The organism is Streptomyces sp. NPDC015127 (assembly GCF_043080095.1).
Classification (GTDB): domain Bacteria; phylum Actinomycetota; class Actinomycetes; order Streptomycetales; family Streptomycetaceae; genus Streptomyces.
Genome location: NZ_JBIBVE010000004.1, coordinates 463,725 through 480,585 on the forward strand (window position 1 = coordinate 463,725; position 16,861 = coordinate 480,585).

11 protein-coding genes are annotated in these 16,861 nt (G+C 70.6%); 6 read left to right on the forward strand and 5 right to left on the reverse strand.

From position 1 onward, the window contains the following. Positions 1-38 precede the first annotated feature (38 nt). From ACF08N_RS11010 to ACF08N_RS11020, 3 genes are all read left to right on the forward strand, one after another. Positions 39-1,394, forward strand: coding sequence for an ABC transporter substrate-binding protein (locus ACF08N_RS11010; protein ID WP_392324288.1), 1,356 nt, complete (start codon positions 39-41; stop codon positions 1,392-1,394). Between the two features lie 4 nt (positions 1,395-1,398). Continuing rightward, on the forward strand, positions 1,399-2,745 hold the full coding sequence (locus tag ACF08N_RS11015; protein WP_392324289.1) for a carbohydrate ABC transporter permease: 1,347 nt from the start codon (positions 1,399-1,401) through the stop codon (positions 2,743-2,745). A gap of 97 nt (positions 2,746-2,842) precedes the next feature. Beyond that, on the forward strand, positions 2,843-3,745 hold the full coding sequence (locus ACF08N_RS11020; protein ID WP_392324290.1) for a carbohydrate ABC transporter permease: 903 nt from the start codon (positions 2,843-2,845) through the stop codon (positions 3,743-3,745). Between the two features lie 98 nt (positions 3,746-3,843). Here ACF08N_RS11020 and ACF08N_RS11025 read toward each other — a convergent pair whose 3' ends face one another. From ACF08N_RS11025 to ACF08N_RS11040, 4 genes are all read right to left on the reverse strand, one after another. After that, positions 3,844-4,218 (reverse strand): hypothetical protein, encoded by a 375-nt coding sequence (locus ACF08N_RS11025; RefSeq protein ID WP_392324291.1) that lies wholly within the window; start codon positions 4,216-4,218, stop codon positions 3,844-3,846. Positions 4,219-4,252: 34 nt separating this feature from the next. Then, positions 4,253-5,827 carry a methyltransferase domain-containing protein gene (locus ACF08N_RS11030; RefSeq protein WP_392324292.1) on the reverse strand — a complete coding sequence of 525 codons (1,575 nt, stop codon included), beginning with the start codon at positions 5,825-5,827 and terminating at the stop codon, positions 4,253-4,255. A gap of 32 nt (positions 5,828-5,859) precedes the next feature. Continuing rightward, complete coding sequence (locus ACF08N_RS11035) at positions 5,860-7,092, reverse strand: glycosyltransferase family 39 protein (protein ID WP_392324293.1); 1,233 nt, start codon at positions 7,090-7,092, stop codon at positions 5,860-5,862. Positions 7,093-7,448: 356 nt separating this feature from the next. Beyond that, entirely contained in the window at positions 7,449-8,075 is a 627-nt protein-coding gene (locus ACF08N_RS11040; RefSeq protein WP_392324294.1) for a TetR/AcrR family transcriptional regulator, read from the reverse strand. A gap of 118 nt (positions 8,076-8,193) precedes the next feature. Here ACF08N_RS11040 and ACF08N_RS11045 point away from each other — a divergent pair, with 118 nt between their 5' ends. The 3 genes from ACF08N_RS11045 to ACF08N_RS11055 are packed head-to-tail and all read left to right on the forward strand — an operon-like array spanning position 8,194 to position 10,860. After that, positions 8,194-9,111 carry an ABC transporter permease gene (locus tag ACF08N_RS11045; RefSeq protein WP_392324295.1) on the forward strand — a complete coding sequence of 306 codons (918 nt, stop codon included), beginning with the start codon at positions 8,194-8,196 and terminating at the stop codon, positions 9,109-9,111. After that, complete coding sequence (locus ACF08N_RS11050) at positions 9,104-9,883, forward strand: ABC transporter ATP-binding protein (RefSeq protein WP_392324296.1); 780 nt, start codon at positions 9,104-9,106, stop codon at positions 9,881-9,883. Before ACF08N_RS11045 ends, ACF08N_RS11050 begins: the two co-directional genes overlap by 8 nt. A 44-nt stretch (positions 9,884-9,927) precedes the next feature. Further along, the gene (locus tag ACF08N_RS11055) at positions 9,928-10,860 is read left to right on the forward strand and encodes a serine/threonine-protein kinase (protein WP_392324297.1); all 933 of its coding nucleotides are present in this window, start codon (positions 9,928-9,930) and stop codon (positions 10,858-10,860) included. Positions 10,861-11,613: 753 nt separating this feature from the next. On the opposite strand, the gene ACF08N_RS11060 is transcribed toward ACF08N_RS11055, so the two are convergent. Continuing rightward, the gene (locus tag ACF08N_RS11060) at positions 11,614-16,548 is read right to left on the reverse strand and encodes an NAD-glutamate dehydrogenase (RefSeq protein ID WP_392324298.1); all 4,935 of its coding nucleotides are present in this window, start codon (positions 16,546-16,548) and stop codon (positions 11,614-11,616) included. Between the last annotated feature and the right edge of the window lie 313 nt (positions 16,549-16,861).

Below are 16,861 nucleotides of genomic sequence, written 5' to 3' on the forward strand. Positions count from 1 at the left end.
GTCACGGGACAGCAGCGCACAGGAGAGACGGGGCAGCAATGCGCACAACTCTTCGTACGAGCAGGGCCGCGGTGGCGTTCGCCGCCATCGGCGCGCTCGCCATCACCGGTTGTGGTGGCGACAGCGGCGCCGACAAGCCGAAGGAAGCCCAGACCACCAAGCCGACGACGACCGTTCAGCTGCCCAAGCTGGACGGCGAGACCGTCCAGGTCGCGGCCGTCTGGAGCGGCCCGGAGCAGGAGAACTTCACCAAGGTCCTGGACGAGTTCGAGAAACGCACAGGCGCGAACGTCACCTTCGTCCCCGCCCAGGACCCGATCGTCAACTTCCTCGGCACGAAGATCGCGGGTGGCAGCCCGCCGGACGTGGCGATGCTGCCGCAGGTCGGCGCCATCCAGCAGGCCGTGCAGCGCAAGTGGGCCAAGCCGGTCGGCCCCGAGGCCAAGGCACAGCTGGCGAAGAACTACTCGCAGGGCTGGCAGGACCTCGGCGCGGTGGACGGCACCCAGTACGGCGTCTACTACAAGGCCGCCAACAAGTCCCTGATCTGGTACAACAACGCGGTCTTCGAGAACGCGGGCGCGACCGCGCCGAAGACGTGGAAGGACTTCCTGTCGACGGCGGAGACGATCTCCGCGTCCGGTGTCACGCCGGTGTCGGTCGCGGGCGCGGACGGCTGGACACTCACCGACTGGTTCGAGAACGTGTATCTCTCGCAGGCGGGCCCGGAGAAGTACGACCAGCTCGCCAAGCACGAGATCCCGTGGACCGACCCGTCGGTGAAGGATGCGCTCACCACGCTCGCCGAGCTGTGGGGCAAACCGTCGCTGATCGCGGGAGGCGCGGACGGCGCGCTGCAGACCGAGTTCCCGGCCTCCGTCACGCAGACGTTCAGCGGCGGTGACCAGCCCAAGGCCGCGATGGTGTTCGAGGGCGACTTCGTGACGGTCAACATCGCCCAGACGGACGCCGGGATCGGCACGGACGCCAAGGTGTTCCCGTTCCCCGCGGTCGGCGCGGAGGCCCCCGTGGTGACCGGTGGCGACGCGGCCGTGGCGCTGAAGGACAGCAAGGGCGCGCAGGCGCTGCTGACGTTCCTCGCCTCGCCCGACGCGGCGGCGATCTCGGCGGCGGCGGGCGGCTTCATCTCGCCCAACAAGTCCCTCGACGTGGCCGCGTACCCGAACGATGTGCAGCGCGGCATCGCCAAGGCGCTGATCGCCGCCGGCGACAACTTCCGCTTCGACATGTCGGACCAGATGCCGCAGTCGTTCGGCGGCACGCCGGGCAAGGGCGAGTGGAAGGCGCTCCAGGACTTCCTCAAGAACCCGAAGGACGTCGCGGGCATCCAGCAGCGGCTGGAGGCCGACGCGGCCAAGGCGTACAAGAGCTGAAGCCGTGGCGGCCGCGACCGCGGGGGGGCCGGCCCGTCCGGTGCCCCCCGCCGACAAACGCAAGAGCGTGACAGGCACACGTAAAGTCGTGGCGGCGGGGTTCCTGCTGCCCGCTCTCGTGCTGCTGGGCGCGCTCGTGGTCTACCCGATCGGGTACTCGCTCTACCGGTCCTTCTTCGACCAGCCCGGCACCGGTTTCGCCGGGCTGGACAACTATGTCGAGATCTTCACCGACGACACCATCCTGACCGCGGTCAAGAACAACGCGATCTGGGTGGTCGTCGCACCGACGGTCTCCACCGCGCTGGGGCTGATCTTCGCGGTGCTGACGGAACGGGTCCGCTGGGGCACGGCGTTCAAGCTGATCGTCTTCATGCCGATGGCGATCTCGATGCTCGCCGCGGGCATCATCTTCCGGCTGGTGTACGAACAGGACCCGGAGCGCGGGGTCGCCAACGCGGTCTGGGTCGGCGTGCACGACACGTTCAGCGAGTCCGCCGGTTTCCCCAAGGCGCATCCGCTGCCGGTGCATCCGCTGAGGGCGGGCGGCGGCGGTTCGTTCGTCACGAAGGAGCCGGTCTCGGCCGGGACTCCCGTCCATTTGCCGCTGGTCGGGGTGGCGCCGGCGAAGATGCCGTCGGACGCGGAGCCCGCGAAGGCGCCGGAGGCCGCCGGCGACGGGATCACCGGCACGGCCTGGCTGGACTTCACCCGGGGCGGCGGCGGGAAGCCGAACGTCGTCGACGCCAAGGAACTCGGGCTCAAGGGCATCAGGGTGGAGGCGGTCAAGGACGGCAAGGTCGTCGCGGAGGCGCGGGCCGGAGCGGACGGGCGGTTCACGCTGCCCGCCTCGGCGGACGGTGCGCTGCTGCGGCTGCCCGCGGAGAACTTCCGCGAGCCGTACAACGGCGTGAACTGGCTCGGCCCGAACCTCGTCACACCCGCCATCATCGGCAGCTACGTGTGGATGTGGGCCGGTTTCGCGATGGTGCTGATCGCGGCGGGGCTCGCGAGCGTGCCGCGCGAACTGCTGGAGGCGGCACGCGTGGACGGCGCGAACGAGTGGCAGGTCTTCCGCAGGGTGACCGTGCCGCTGCTGGCGCCCGTGCTCGCGGTGGTGCTGGTGACGCTGATGATCAACGTGCTGAAGATCTTCGACCTGGTGTTCATCATCGCGCCGGGCTCGTCCCAGGACGACGCGAACGTACTGGCGCTCCAGCTGTACCGCTCGTCGTTCGGCACCGACGCGCACCTCGGACTCGGCAGCGCGATCGCGGTGCTGCTGCTTCTGCTGGTGCTGCCGGTGATGTTCTTCAACATCAGGCGCATGCGGAAGGAGGCGGGGCGATGAGAGCTCGCCGCACCGCGCCCGCCCCCTGCCGGGGGTCCGGGGGTCGCCCCCCGGGCAGACACAGCAACATCAGGCGCATGCGGAAGGAGGCGGGGCGATGACCACCATAAGCAGCACGGCGGGCACCGGCGATGCGCCCGTCAAGGCGAAGCAGTCGCTCGCCACCCGCGTCGCCGCCCGCACCGGCGGCGGCGCGTTGCGCGTCTTTCTCGTCCTCGCCGCCCTGTTCTGGCTGATGCCGACCATCGGTCTGCTGCTCTCCTCCCTCCGCAGCCCCGGCGACATCGCCGCGAGCGGCTGGTGGGAGGTCCTGACCGCGCCCGCCCAGCTCACCACCGAGAACTACGCCGACCTCCTGAAGAACGAGGCGATCACCGACTCCCTCGTCTCCACCGTCCTGATCACCGTCCCGGCGACCGTGCTCGTCGTGGTGATCGGCGCGCTCGCCGGATACGCCTTCGCGTGGATGGAGTTCCCGGGGCGCGACTGGTGGTTCATGGTGGTCGTCGGCCTGCTCGTCGTGCCCGTGCAGGTCGCGCTCGTGCCGGTGTCCGAGCTGTTCGGTGTGATCGGCATCTTCGAGACGACGATCGGCGTGATCCTCTTCCACGTCGCCTTCGGCCTGCCCTTCGCGATCTTCCTGCTGCGCAACTTCTTCGCGGAGATCCCCAGAGAGCTGCTGGAGGCGGCCCGGCTCGACGGCGCGGGCGAGATCCGCCTGTTCACCCGGGTCGTGATGCCGCTGGGCGGACCGGCGATCGCTTCGCTGGGCATCTTCCAGTTCCTGTGGGTGTGGAACGACATGCTGGTCGCGCTGATCTTCGCGGACTCCGAGTCCGCGCCCATCACGGTCGCGCTCCAGCGCCAGGTACGGCAGTTCGGCAACAACATCGACGTGCTCGCGCCCGGCGCGTTCGTGTCGATGATCATTCCGCTGATCGTGTTCTTCGCCTTCCAGCGGCAGTTCGTCTCCGGCGTCATGGCAGGCGCCGTCAAGTGACGGTACGTGCGCGGGGGCGGCCCGGTTCTCCGGAACCGGGCCGCCTCAGCGTCCGGAGGAACCGCTGCCGGGTCGGAGCCGAGAGGCGCGGCCGCCCCTCAGCTCTGCTGGCCCGCCATCACCGTGACCAGCCCGGCCACCACCATCAGCGATCCGCCCCAGGTCCACAGGGACGTCCGCTCGTCCAGCACCGTGGAGCTCGCGAGCACGATCAGCAGGTACCCCAGGGCGTTGAAGGGGTACGCGAAGTTCAGCGGCAGGCGCGCCAGGGTCGACATCCACGCCACGGCGGAGACCGCGAAGACGAGCAGCCCGATGACGACCCACGGGGTCGTCGCGGCCCGCATCACGAGCGAGCCGCCGCCGTGCTGGACGGCCGCGGCGGCGGACCGCATGCCGTGCTTGAGCATGATCTGGCCGCCCGCCGACGAGAACACCGCGAAGAGCAGCAGCAACAGGCTGGACAGCGTCACGATCTTCCTCCTGCGCGGGGGCCGGGGCTCCGGCTCAGGTCGAGGCACCCACGCGGTCGGCCGGCTCGGCGGGGACATACTGGCGGTTGAGAATGTCTTGGACATCGACGTGCTCCCCGGCGATGATCGTCTGCGCCGCATGCGGGGTGAGCACTGCGACGTACTGGTAGCCGAAGAGTGTCGGCCGCACACGGGTCAGCAGCCGGGAGGCTCCGCCCAGGACCTTGGCCGTGAGCCCGCCGCCGAGCACGGACCAGAACGGCGCACCGGTGGAGGTGAGCCGCAGTTCGTCGTAGCCGGCCGCCCGTACCGTGCGGCGCAGGCTGGCGCGGGTGAAGAAGCGCAGGTGCGTCTCGTCGAGGATGCCGCGCCGGTCGTACCCGAAGACCCCGAGGGCGACGCGCAGCCGTGCGTACCAGTGGCTGAAGTTCGGTACGGACAGCAGCAGTTGGCCGCCGGGGCGCAGGACCTCCCGCAGCTCGCACAGCACGCGTTCGGGCCGGGAGAGGTGCTCGATGACGTCGCCGGCGATCACGTAGTCGTAGCCGGTGGCGATGTCCGGGGGCAGGCCCTCCTCCAGGTCGGCGAGGACGAAGTCGGTGCAGCGCTCCCGCACGCCCGGCACCTCGACGAAGTCCAGGCCGGTGACGGTGTGGCCGAGGGCTTCGAGGCGCTCGGCGAACAGGCCGCCGGAGCAGCCGACGTCGAGGACACGGCCGGGCGGCATGGTGCGCATGAGGCGCAGGATCGCCGCGTGCGAGGAGCCGTCGCCCTCCTTGAAGGCGTACTCGACGGGCTTGGGGATCCAGGGGCAGGTGCCGAAGCCCTTGAGCGCGAGCCGGTATTCGAGGACGTCCTTGACGACGTCCTTGGCGTAGCGCATGCCGTTGACGTAGCAGATCTCGTCGCCGTAGTACGTGGGGACGGGGATCTCGTGGATCCGCATGCCCGCGTCGATCATCTGGACGATGATCTGGGTGTCGAAGTCGAAGGCGTCGGTGTTGCGGTCGATGGGGAGCCGGCGCAGCGCGGCGACGCTGTAGGCGCGGTAGCCGGAGTGGAACTCGCTGAGCCGGGAGCCGAGCAGCCCGTTCTCGAAGCGGGTGAGGACGCGGTTGCCGAGCCATTTGTAGAACGGCATGCCGCCTCGCAGGGCGCTGCCCGGGTTCATCATCCGGGAGCCGAACACCGCCTCGCACTCGCCGCGTTCGATGGGGGCGACCATCTCGGGCAGCAGCTCGGGGGCGTACTGGCCGTCGCCGTGCAGCAGGACGACGATGTCGAGGCCGCGTTCGGCGGCCAGCGCATAGCCCGCTTTCTGGTTGCCCCCGTAGCCGAGGTTCTTGGTGTGCCGCATCACGACGGTCGGCGGCATGCCCGCCAGTTGGGACCAGCGACAGCCCGCCGTGAACGTCTCGTCGCTGCTCGCGTCGTCGAGGATGAGGATCTCGGCGATGCGGGACCGGAAGTCCTTCGGGATGCGGTCGAGCGTCTTCTCCAGTGTGGCCTCGGCGTTGTACGCCACCACGAGGATGCCGATCCGCGGCCCCGGGCCGGCCGGCGGGCCGTCCGCGGGGACGGCCTGCGGGCTCTCCAGCGTGCTCTCCATCACCAGCGCTTCTACTCTTTCGTCGGTTCGCTTCAGTTGACAGGGGATGCGGGGGTGGCCCGGCTCCTCGCCCTTGGGCCCACGACGGGCAGCGTCCGGTCCGGGGGCATCAGGGGCGGCTCGGCGAGCACGCGGCGCAGGCCGGTCACGATCCCGGCGGCGAGCAGCAGCCAGCCGACGACGGCGAGGTGGAGGACCCACTCGTACCAGCGGACGGCGCTGGCGCCGGAGTAGACGCATACGGCGACCGTGCCGACGACCACGCCGTACGCGGCGCCCTCCCAGAGGCCGAACAGGCACAGGCCGACCACGGGCCAGGCGAGGTACTGGACGGCCGAGCCGGTGCTGAGCAGGAGCAGCAGGGTGAGCGACAGGGCGACCGCGTAGGCGGGGGCGGTGGGCCGTACCCAGGCGAGCCAGGCGCCGGCCGCCATGCACAGGAGCACGAAGACGATGTGGAAGTCGTTGTGGAGGGCGGCGATGAACTCGTCGGAGGCGCCCGCCCAGTCGGCGAACCGCACGAAGCCCCACAGCCTGGCCCGCCCGCCCTTGTATTCCAGGACCTTTTCACGCAGGGGCTCCGGCACGGTCGCGAGCACCGGGCCCCACAGCGCCAGCAGGACGGCGGCGAGGCCGGCTCCGAAGCGTACGAAGGCGGGGCGCCCGGCACGGAAGGCGGCCACGATCAGGGCGGGGATCGCGACGATCGGGATGAGCTTGATGCTCACGGCGACGGCAGCGGAGATCCCGGCGGCGAGCGGAGCGCCTCGGTCGACGAGGAGGTAGGCGGCGAGGACGGCGAACATGACGGCGACTGAATCGGTGTTGCCGTGATATCCGGACGTGGCGAACAGCACGGGGCTCAGGGCGCAGACGAGGGCGCACGCCACGGCCGTTGCGGTGGACCTGCGGCGGCGCAGAATCTCGAATACGAGAACGGCGGAGACGAAATCGGCGAGGCAGGCGGGGGTGCGGATCAAAGCACCGAACGGAATTCCTCGCTCGTCCAGTTCGTCGAACCCGAGAAGCATCCAGCTCGCGAGCGGCGGATGGTTGTAGACGGGCAGGCCCGGCATCGGGTGTTCGTAGATGCGAACGGGTCCGACCTGGGCGATCGCCCGGGCGAACGCGTCGAAGATCCGGACGTCGGCGGGTCCGCGCGACAGAGCGGCCAGAACCATTTTCGCGACGAAGGCGAGTGCCGACACGGCGATGACGACGGCTCGCGCCCGGCGCACGTCGAGCGTTCCCGTTTTCGTTCGCATTCGCAGGTCCATGGCCGCCGAACGTAGCAATCGTCAACGTCAACAGCTCGCACCGATAAACACACTTAAATGCTGGACAGTTGACTGCGCTGCGATCTTTGGCAATGTTCCGGCACGCGAATCACCCGGAAGGTCCATTCGGTGGGGCGCGGCCCTCTTCAGGGCGGCCCCTGACCCGGCATTCTCCGGAGGACGCAACCGGGCCACCGTCAGCGGGGCACCGCATCCTCAGCCGAACGGGTGACACCGGGGGGCGCGCACCGGGTACACGCGCCGAGGACAGCCCCCGCAATGCGCCCGGCGCGGGGGCAAACCGTGAGCGCCGCCACCACCCCCGCACTCCGGCCGCGGGGGCGTCACGCCTTCAGCGCCGCCACCGCTGCCTTCGCCAGGCCGTCCAGGTATCCCTTCGGCAGCCCGCCCCGCACCACCACCAGCCGCCAGTACAGCGGCCCGACGATCAGGTCCAGTGCCCTGTCCGCGTCCGCGCCCTCGGGGAGTTCCCCCCGGGCGACGGCCTCGCGGACGACCACCGCCGCCACGCCCTGCTGGCTGTCCAGCAGCGCGGCCTTGATCGCGTCCGAGATCTCGGGGTTGCGCGCCGACTCCACCAGCAGGTCGGGGATGACCTGCGACGCCAAGGGGTGACGCAGCGCGTGCGCCGCGACCTCCAGCAGTGCCCGTACGTCCCCGTACAGCGATCCCGTCGACGGCGCGGGCAGGCCCTGGACGGCGACGGCCGAGACCAGGTCCAGCACCAGCGACAGCTTCGACTTCCAGCGGCGGTAGACGGCCGTCTTGCCGACACCCGCCCGCCGCGCGATCCCTTCGATCGACATACGTGCGAACCCGACCGCCGCCAGTTCCTCGAAGACGGCTGTGCGGATCGCGTCGGTCACGTCCTCGCGGAGCACGGCGGCTCCGGCGGGGGCGCGGGGGGCGCGGCGCGGGGTTCCGGAGTCCGTAGGCATGGCCGGAATCATACTCGTGACGACGAAACGGTTGCGTTCCGACGCGGGGCCGTCCTACCCTCGCCGTAGCGACGATACGGTCCCGTTCCGTCGAAGACTGCTTTCCGCCGTCACACGAAAGCGACCCCGCGTGACCACAGCCACCCCTGCCCGGCCTTCCGCGGCCGCCCCCGCGCCGCCCACCGACCTCGCCGCGCTCGCGGCCCGCCACGGCCTCACCGTCAGCGGCGCCCGACCGTCCCTCGGCGCGTACGTCCGCCGGCTCTGGTCGCGGCGGCACTTCATCACCGCGTTCGCCACCGCCAAGCTCACCGCCCAGTACAGCCAGGCTCGGCTCGGACAGGTCTGGCAGCTCGCGACCCCGCTGCTCAACGCCGCCGTCTACTACCTGATCTTCGGCAAGCTGCTCGGCACCGGCGACGACGTCCCCGACTTCGTGCCGTTCCTCGTCACGGGCGTCTTCATCTGGACGTTCACGGCGAACTCGATCATGGCCGGCACTCGCGCGATCTCCGGCAACATCGGGCTGGTGCGCGCACTGCACTTCCCGCGCGCCTCCCTGCCGATCGCGCTCGCCCTCCAGCAGCTGCAACAACTGCTCTTCTCGCTCGGCGCGCTCGTCGCCATCCTGTTCTGCTTCGGCGAGTTCCCGAGGGCCTCCTGGCTGCTCGCCGTCCCCGCGCTCGTCCTCCAGGCCCTGTTCAACACCGGCCTGTCGATGGTCATGGCCCGCGTCGCCGCCCGCGCCCCGGACGTCTCCCAGCTGATGCCGTTCGTCCTGCGCACCTGGATGTACGCGTCCGGTGTGATGTGGTCCATCGACAAGGTCCTCGGCAGCGACCGGGTGCCCCACCTCGTGGCCGCCCTGATCCGGTACAACCCGGCCGCGCTCTACATCGACCTGGTGCGCTTCGCGTTCATCGAGTCCTTCACCGCCGACCGGCTGCCCCCGCACGTGTGGGCCGCCGCCCTGATGTGGGCCGTACTCTTCGGCGCCGGCGGTTTCGTGTACTTCTGGAAGGCAGAGGAGCAGTACGGCCGTGGCTGACCCCGCAGAGCCCGTCCCCACCGTCGTCGTCGACGGCGTCCACATCACCTACAAGGTCAACGGCGCGCGCACCGGCCGGGGCAGCGCCACCTCCGCCCTCAGCCGGATCGTCTCCCGGCGCGGCACCCCGGGCGTGCGCGAGGTGCACGCGGTCAAGGGCGTCAGCTTCGCCGCGTACAAGGGCGAGGCGATCGGCCTCATCGGCTCCAACGGGTCGGGAAAATCCACCCTGCTGAAGGCCATCGCGGGTCTGCTGCCCACCGCCAGGGGCAAGGTCTGGACCCACGGACAGCCGTCGCTCCTCGGTGTCAACGCGGCCCTGATGTCCGATCTCACCGGCGAACGCAACGTCGTCCTCGGCGGCCTCGCGATGGGCATGACCCGCGAGCAGATCCGCGAACGGTACGACGACATCGTCGACTTCTCCGGCATCAACGAGAAGGGCGACTTCATCTCGCTGCCGATGCGCACGTACTCGTCCGGCATGGGCGCCCGGCTGCGTTTCTCCATCGCCGCCGCCAAGAGCCACGACGTCCTGCTCATCGACGAGGCCCTGTCGACGGGGGACGCCCGCTTCCGCCGCCGCAGCCAACAGCGCATCGACGAGTTGCGCAAGGAGGCGGGCACGGTCTTCCTGGTCAGCCACAGCAACTCCACGATCACCGAGACCTGCGACCGCGCGATCTGGCTGGAGGCGGGGGTCCTGCGGATGGACGGGCCCGCGAAAGACGTCGTGGCGGCGTACGAGGAGTTCACCGGCGGGAAGAAGTGACGCCGGCGGGGTAGGCTCCCCTGCCGTCGGCGAGGGGGGTCGGGATGAGGGGCACGCGGGGGCCGGAACCGTTGCGGGACGAGGACCCGCGGGAGATCGCGGGGTACGTCCTCAGGGCGCGGATCGGCGAAGGCGGCATGGGGACGGTCTTCCTCACGCGCGGCCGCCAAGACGGCCTGCCCGTCGCGCTGAAGCTGATCCGCCGCGAGCACGCCGAGAACGACAAGTTCCGGCGCCGTTTCGCCCGCGAGGTGGAGGCAGCTCGTAGGGTCCAGGGCCGCCATCTGGTGCCCGTCGTGGACCACGACGCGGAGGCGGAACGGCCCTGGCTCGCCACGCGCTACGTGCCGGGGCTGCCGCTCGACGAGGCCCTCGGCCAGTTCGGCCCGCTGCCGCTCGACTGCGTCCTGCGCCTCGCCGCCTGCGCGGCGCGGGCGCTGAGCGCAGTGCACGCGGCCGGGCTGATCCACCGGGACGTGAAGCCCGCCAACCTGCTGCTGACGGCGCAGGGGCCGTGGCTGCTCGACTTCGGCATCGCGCGCGCGGCCGACAGCACGTCCGCGCTGACCACGGTGGGGCGGATGGTCGGCACACCGAAGTACATGTCCCCGGAGCATGCGCTCGGCCGTGCGCTGACGCCGGCGTCGGACATGTTCACGCTCGGCCTCGTCGCCGCGGAGGCGGCGACGGGACGCCACCCGTACGGCGAGGGCGGCGGCCTGGTCGTCGCGACCCGCATCGCGGGCACGTCCCACGAACCCCCGGACCTGAGCGCCCACCCCGAACCCCTGCGCCGGCTCCTGACGGCGACGCTCTCCTCCCGCCCGGAGGACCGCCCGTCGGCGAGCGACGTGGCATCCCTGTGCATGGCGCCCCACGACGCCCAGGACTGGCTCCCCCCGGCCGTCTCAACGGCGATCACTTCACTCCACCACACCACCCTCCCCCCGGACCCCCGCACGTCCCGTTGGTCCTGACCGCCCCTGGGCGCGCCCCCGAGGAGCCGGCCCTCCACACAAAGCCTGCGGCGCGAAGCTGCCGCTCCTGAAGGCGGTGGTGCGTGCCCCGACACGCCCCCAGGTGCGCCGGCCCTACGGGTGAAAGCCCACCAGCGCCCCGGGCTCCGAAAGCCGAGGCGCGCGGGACCGCGAAGAACTTCGACGGCACGCCGGCGGGTCCCCAGCACACGGGAGCGTCCCAGCGCGGGCGGCGCGAAGCCGCCGCTCCTGGAGGCATGGGGGCGTGCCCGGGCGAGCCGGCCCTCCAGCCCAAGCCCCCCTCGCGGCCCGCAGGGCAAGCCGGCACTCCAGCGGGGCGACGCCACCCACAGGGCTGTGGGAACGCCAGCCCCACCGGCCCACACCAGGGCACGCGGCGCGAAGCTGCCGCTCGCGTGCCCCGGCGAGCCGGGCGCGCGAAGCTGCCGCTCGCGTGCCCCGGCGAGCCGGCCGTCCGCACAAAGCCACCAGCGGCACGAGCCCGAGCCCCGCCTCGCGGCCCGCAGGGCAAGCCGGCACTCCAGCGAGGCGGCGTCGCTCACAGGGGTGCGGGAACACCAGCCCCACCGGCCCACACCAGGGCACGCGGCGCGAAGCTGCCGCTTGAGGGGGCGTGGGGGCGTCAGCCCCCACGCCCACGTCCTCGTCAGAGGGTCTGGGGCGCAGCCCCAGTTACGGGAAGGGGCAGGGTGGGGGAAAGTCCCCACCCCGCCCCAAAACGCACCGCACCCGTCAGCTATGCGCCCGCAGCAGCTGCCGCATCGTCCGCATCGCCACCGACAGGTTCGCCAGGTCGAACGTGTCCGAGCTCTGGATCTCGTCCAGCGTCGACCGCGCCCGTCCCAGCAGCGCCGCGTTCTTCTGCTCCCAGGCCTTGAACCGCTCCTCCGGCGTCGCGCTGCCGTTGCCCACCGACAGGACGTCCGCCGTCAGCGACGCGTGCGCCGCGTACAGGTCCTCGCGGATCGAGGCGCGGGCCATCGACTGCCAGCGGTCCGCCCGCGGCAGCTCGATGATCCGGTCCATCAGCTGCGTGATCGAGAGCCGGTCCGCGAGGTCGTAGTACACCTCGGCCACCGCCAGCGGCTCCTGCGCCGTACGGTCCGCGATCGCGACGATGTCCAGCGTCGGGAACGCCGACGAGAACCCGGCCACCCGCAGCGCGAGGCCCTCCGGAACGCCCGCCCCGGTGAGCTCGTCCAGGATGCCCTGGTACCACTCGAGGTCCGCGCCGCGCAGCATCTTCGGCAGCGAGGCCCACACCTCCTCCACGCGCGAGGCGAAGAACTCGATCGTCTCCGCGAGCTCCAGCGGCTGCGGCCGGTTGCCCAGCAGCCAGCGGGTGCCGCGCTCGACGAGCCGGCGCGAGTGCAGCCGGACACGCGTCTGGACATCGGCCGCGACCGTGTTGTCCAGCGCCTCCACCGCGTCCCACACCCCGCCGAGTCCGAAGATCTCGCGGGCCGCGGTCTGCGCCCGCACGATCTCCTCGATCGACGCGCCGGTCTCCTCCCGCAGGCGGTGCAGGAAGGTCGAACCACCGGTGTTCACCGTGTCGTTGACCAGCACGGTCGTGACGATCTCGCGGCGCAGCGCGTGCGCGTCGATCGCGTCGGCGTACTGCTCGCGCAGCGGCTTCGGGAAGTACGCGTGCAGCAGCCGGCGCAGGTACGGGTCGTCCGGCAGCGACGTACGGATCAGCTCGTCTGCCACCGTGATCTTGGTGTAGGCGAGCAGCACGGCGAGATCGGGCTGGCTGAGCCCCTTGCCGGCGTTCAGCAGCTCACGGATCTGGCGGTCGTTGGGCAGGAACTCCAGCGCCCGGTCCAGGTGCCCGTCCCGCCCGAGGCGCCGCATGAAGCGCTGGTGGGCGTGGAGCAGGGACGGCGACTGGGCGACCGCGTTGGCGAGGGCGGTGTTCTGCGCGTAGTTGTTGCGCAGGACGAGCGCGCCGACCTCGTCGGTCATCTTCGCCAGCAGCTGGTTGCGCTGCTTGACGGTCAGGTCGCCGTCCGAGACGAGCCCGTTGAGCAGGATCTTGATGTTCACCTCGTGGTCGGAGGTGTCCACACCGGCGCTGTTGTCGATCGCGTCCGTGTTGACCTTGCCGCCGTGGCGGTCGAACTCGATACGGCCCAGCTGGGTCAGACCCAGGTTGCCGCCCTCGCCGACGACGCGGACGCGCAGGTCCTCGCCATTGACGCGGATCGCGTCGTTGGCCTTGTCGCCGACATCGGCGTGCGACTCGGTCGACGCCTTGACGTATGTGCCGATGCCGCCGTTCCACAGCAGATCGACCGGCGCCTTGAGGATCGCCTGCATCAGGTCGGCCGGCGTCAACTTGGCGACACCCGGCTCGATGCCGAGCGCCTCGCGCATCGCCGCGTTGACCGGGATCGACTTGGCGCTGCGCGGGTGGATGCCGCCGCCCGGGGACAGCAGGTGCTTGTCGTAGTCGGCCCACGACGAGCGCGGCAGCTCGAAGAGCCGGCGCCGCTCGGCGTACGACACGGCCGCGTCCGGCGTCGGGTCGATGAAGATGTGCCGGTGGTCGAAGGCCGCGACGAGCCGGATGTGCTCGCTCAGCAGCATGCCGTTGCCGAACACGTCGCCGGACATGTCGCCGACGCCGACGACCGTGAAGTCCTGGGTCTGCGTGTCGTGACCCAGCTCGCGGAAGTGCCGCTTGACCGACTCCCAGGCGCCGCGGGCCGTGATGCCCATGCCCTTGTGGTCGTATCCGGCCGAGCCGCCGGAGGCGAAGGCGTCGCCGAGCCAGAAGTTGTAGGCGACGGCGACCTCGTTGGCGATGTCGGAGAACGACGCGGTGCCCTTGTCGGCGGCGACGACGAGGTAGGTGTCGTCCTCGTCGTGCCGGACGACCTGCGCCGGCGGAACGACCTCGCCCGCGACCAGGTTGTCGGTGATGTCGAGCAGCGCCGAGATGAAGGTCCGGTAGCAGGCGATGCCCTCGGCGAGCCAGGCGTCGCGGTCCACGGACGGGTCCGGGAGCTGCTTGGCGACGAAGCCGCCCTTGGCGCCGACCGGCACGATCACGGTGTTCTTGACCATCTGTGCCTTGACCAGGCCGAGGATCTCCGTACGGAAGTCCTCGCGCCGGTCGGACCAGCGCAGACCGCCTCGCGCGACCTTGCCGAAGCGCAGGTGCACGCCCTCGACGCGCGGCGAGTAGACCCAGATCTCGAACGCGGGACGCGGGGCCGGCAGGTCCGGGATGGCCTGCGGGTCGAACTTCATCGACACGTAGCCGTGCGGGCCGCCGTCTTCCGCCTTCTGGAAGAAGTTGGTGCGCAGCGTCGCCTTGATGACGGTGAGGAACGAGCGCAGGATGCGGTCCTCGTCGAGCGAGGCGACCTGGTCGAGCGCGCCGTCCAGCTCCTCCAGCAGACCGTCGATCAGCTCGGTGCCCGCACGCTGGCGCTCCGGCGCCATCCGGGCCTCGAAGAGGGAGACCAGCAGCCGGGTGGTGTGGACGTTGTTGCGGAGGGTGTCCTCCATGTAGTCCTGGCTGAAGGTCGAGCCGGCCTGGCGCATGTACTTCGCGTACGCGCGCAGCACCATCGCCTGGCGCCAGCTCAGCCCGGCGCCCAGCACCAGGGAGTTGAAGCCGTCGTTCTCGGCCAGGCCGGTCCACACCGCGGCGAACGCGTCCTGGAACCGCTCGCGGGCGTCGTCGGCAAGGTAGTCGCCGTTGCTGCCGGAGCGCGGCATGCGCAGGCCGAAGTCGTAGACCCACGCGTGCGCACGGTCGGCGCAGCGCAGCTCGTACGGACGCTCGTCGATCACCTCGACGCCGAGCCGGTTGAGGACCGGCAGCACGGCGGAGAGGGAGACCTGCTCGCCGATCCGGTAGATCTTGAAGCGGCGCTCGCCCGGCGCGGCACCCACGGGCTCGTAGAGCGAGAGCGCGAAGTCGCGGCCGGAGCTCGTGAGCTGCTCCAGATTGACCAGGTCGGCGACGGCGGCGCGCGGCGAGTGGTCGGCCTTGTACCCCTCGGGGAAGGCGCCCGCGTAGCTGCGCAGCAGCTCGGCGGCACGCTCCTCGCCCGTCTCCGCGTTGAGCGCCTCGGCGAAGCCGTCGGCCCAGGAGCGGGCGGCCTCGACGAGCCGGGCCTCGATGCGCTCGGTGTCGGCGTCGGTGAGGTGGCCCAGCTCGTTGCCGGGCGCGATGCGGATGACGAAGTGGAGCCGGGTGAGCACGGACTCGGTGCTCATGAGGGTGAAGTCGGCGCTGATGCCGCCGAGCTCCTCCTTGAGGATGTTGGTCAGACGCTCGCGGACGGTGGTGTTGAAGCGGTCACGCGGCAGGTAGACCAGGGCCGAGTAGTAGCGGCCGTACTCCTCCTGGCGCAGGTACAGCCGCAGTCGGCGGCGCTCCTGGAGGTAGAGCACGCTGGTGACGATCGAACGGAGCTCGTCGACGGGCGTCTGGAAAAGCTCGTCGCGCGGGTACGTCTCCAGGATCTGCAGCAGGTCGCGGCCGTCGTGGCTGTTGGGCGAGAAGCCGGCCCCCTCCAGGACCTCTTCGACCTTGCGGCGGATGACGGGGACGCGGCGCACGGACTCGGTGTACGCGGCGGAGGAGAACAGGCCGAGGAAGCGGCGCTCGCCGACGACGTTGCCCTCGGTGTCGAACTTCTTGACGCCGATGTAGTCCAGGTACGAGGGCCGGTGCACGGTGGCGCGGCTGTTGGCCTTCGTCAGGACGAGCAGCTTGTGCTCGCGGGCCTTGGCGCGCGCGTCGGCGGGCAGCCTGCTGAAGGAGGGGCTGACCGGGTGCGCCTCGTCCTCGCTGTGGTGCGGGTCGGAGCGCAGTATGCCGAGGCCGGTGCCGGGGACGGCGGTGAGCGCGTCGGAGTCGGTGAGCTCGTACTCGCGGAAGCCGAGGAAGGTGAAGTGGTCGGCGGAGAGCCAGCGCAGCAGCTCGCGGGCCTCCTCGACCTCCTGCTCGCGCAGGTCGTCGGCGGTCGGCTCGTTCGGCAGCTCGTCGGCGATGCGCAGCGCGCTGTCGCGCATCTTCTCCCAGTCCTCGACGGCCTCGCGGACGTCGGACAGGACGCGCAGCAGGTCGGCGGTGATCTGCTTGAGGTCGGCGCGGTCGGTCTCGCGGTCGATCTCGACGTGGATCCAGGACTCGAGGAGCGCGTCGTGCGGCTGGCCCTTGGGGCTCGGCTCGGCGGGGAGGACCTCGATGAGCTTGCCGGTCACGTCGCGGCGGACGACGACCTGCGGGTGGATCACGACGTGGATGCCGCGGCCCTGCCGGGAGAGCTCATTGGTCACCGAGTCGACGAGGAAGGGCATGTCGTCGGTGACGACCTCGACGACGGAGTGGCTGCAGGTCCACCCGTTCTCTTCCACGGTGGGGGTGTGGACCCGGACGTTCGCCGTGCCCTGCGGGCGGTTTTCGGCGAGCCGGTAGTGGGAAAGTGCCGCACCGAAGACATCGACCGGGTCACGGTCGGTGAGGTCCTCCGGAGCAGTGTGCAGGTAGTAGCGCTGGAGGAACGTGAGCACGGTGTCCCGGTCGGGACGCTTCCCCTGCTCGGCCCCAGTCGGAAGGTGCCCCCCGACCGGGCTGTTCTCAGCTACCCGGGCGGCCCGTGCGAGCAGCTCGGCCTTGGCTTCGTCCAGCTTGGTCTGCATGTCCTCTGGCTCCTGTCGCGCGCCGTTGCGTGACGTAGGTGAAAGATGCTGCGACGCAACGCCACGACGCGGGGTGTCCGGTCACAGTCGACGTTATGCCGCGATGAGAGATGTCCGGTCCGTTTTCAGCCGATTCAGGCGGGAAGGCCGGACAGAGAAGATCAGGTATCGCCCGGGCGCGGTGGCGCTCCGGGCGCAGGCCGGGGGCTTCGCTGCCCCCACGGCGTATCGCGCTGATCACGCCCCCAGGCTATCGCCCTTGCCCCCCGAACCGTCATGAGCCGTATGTGTACAAAAGAGTGCCGCGAAGTTT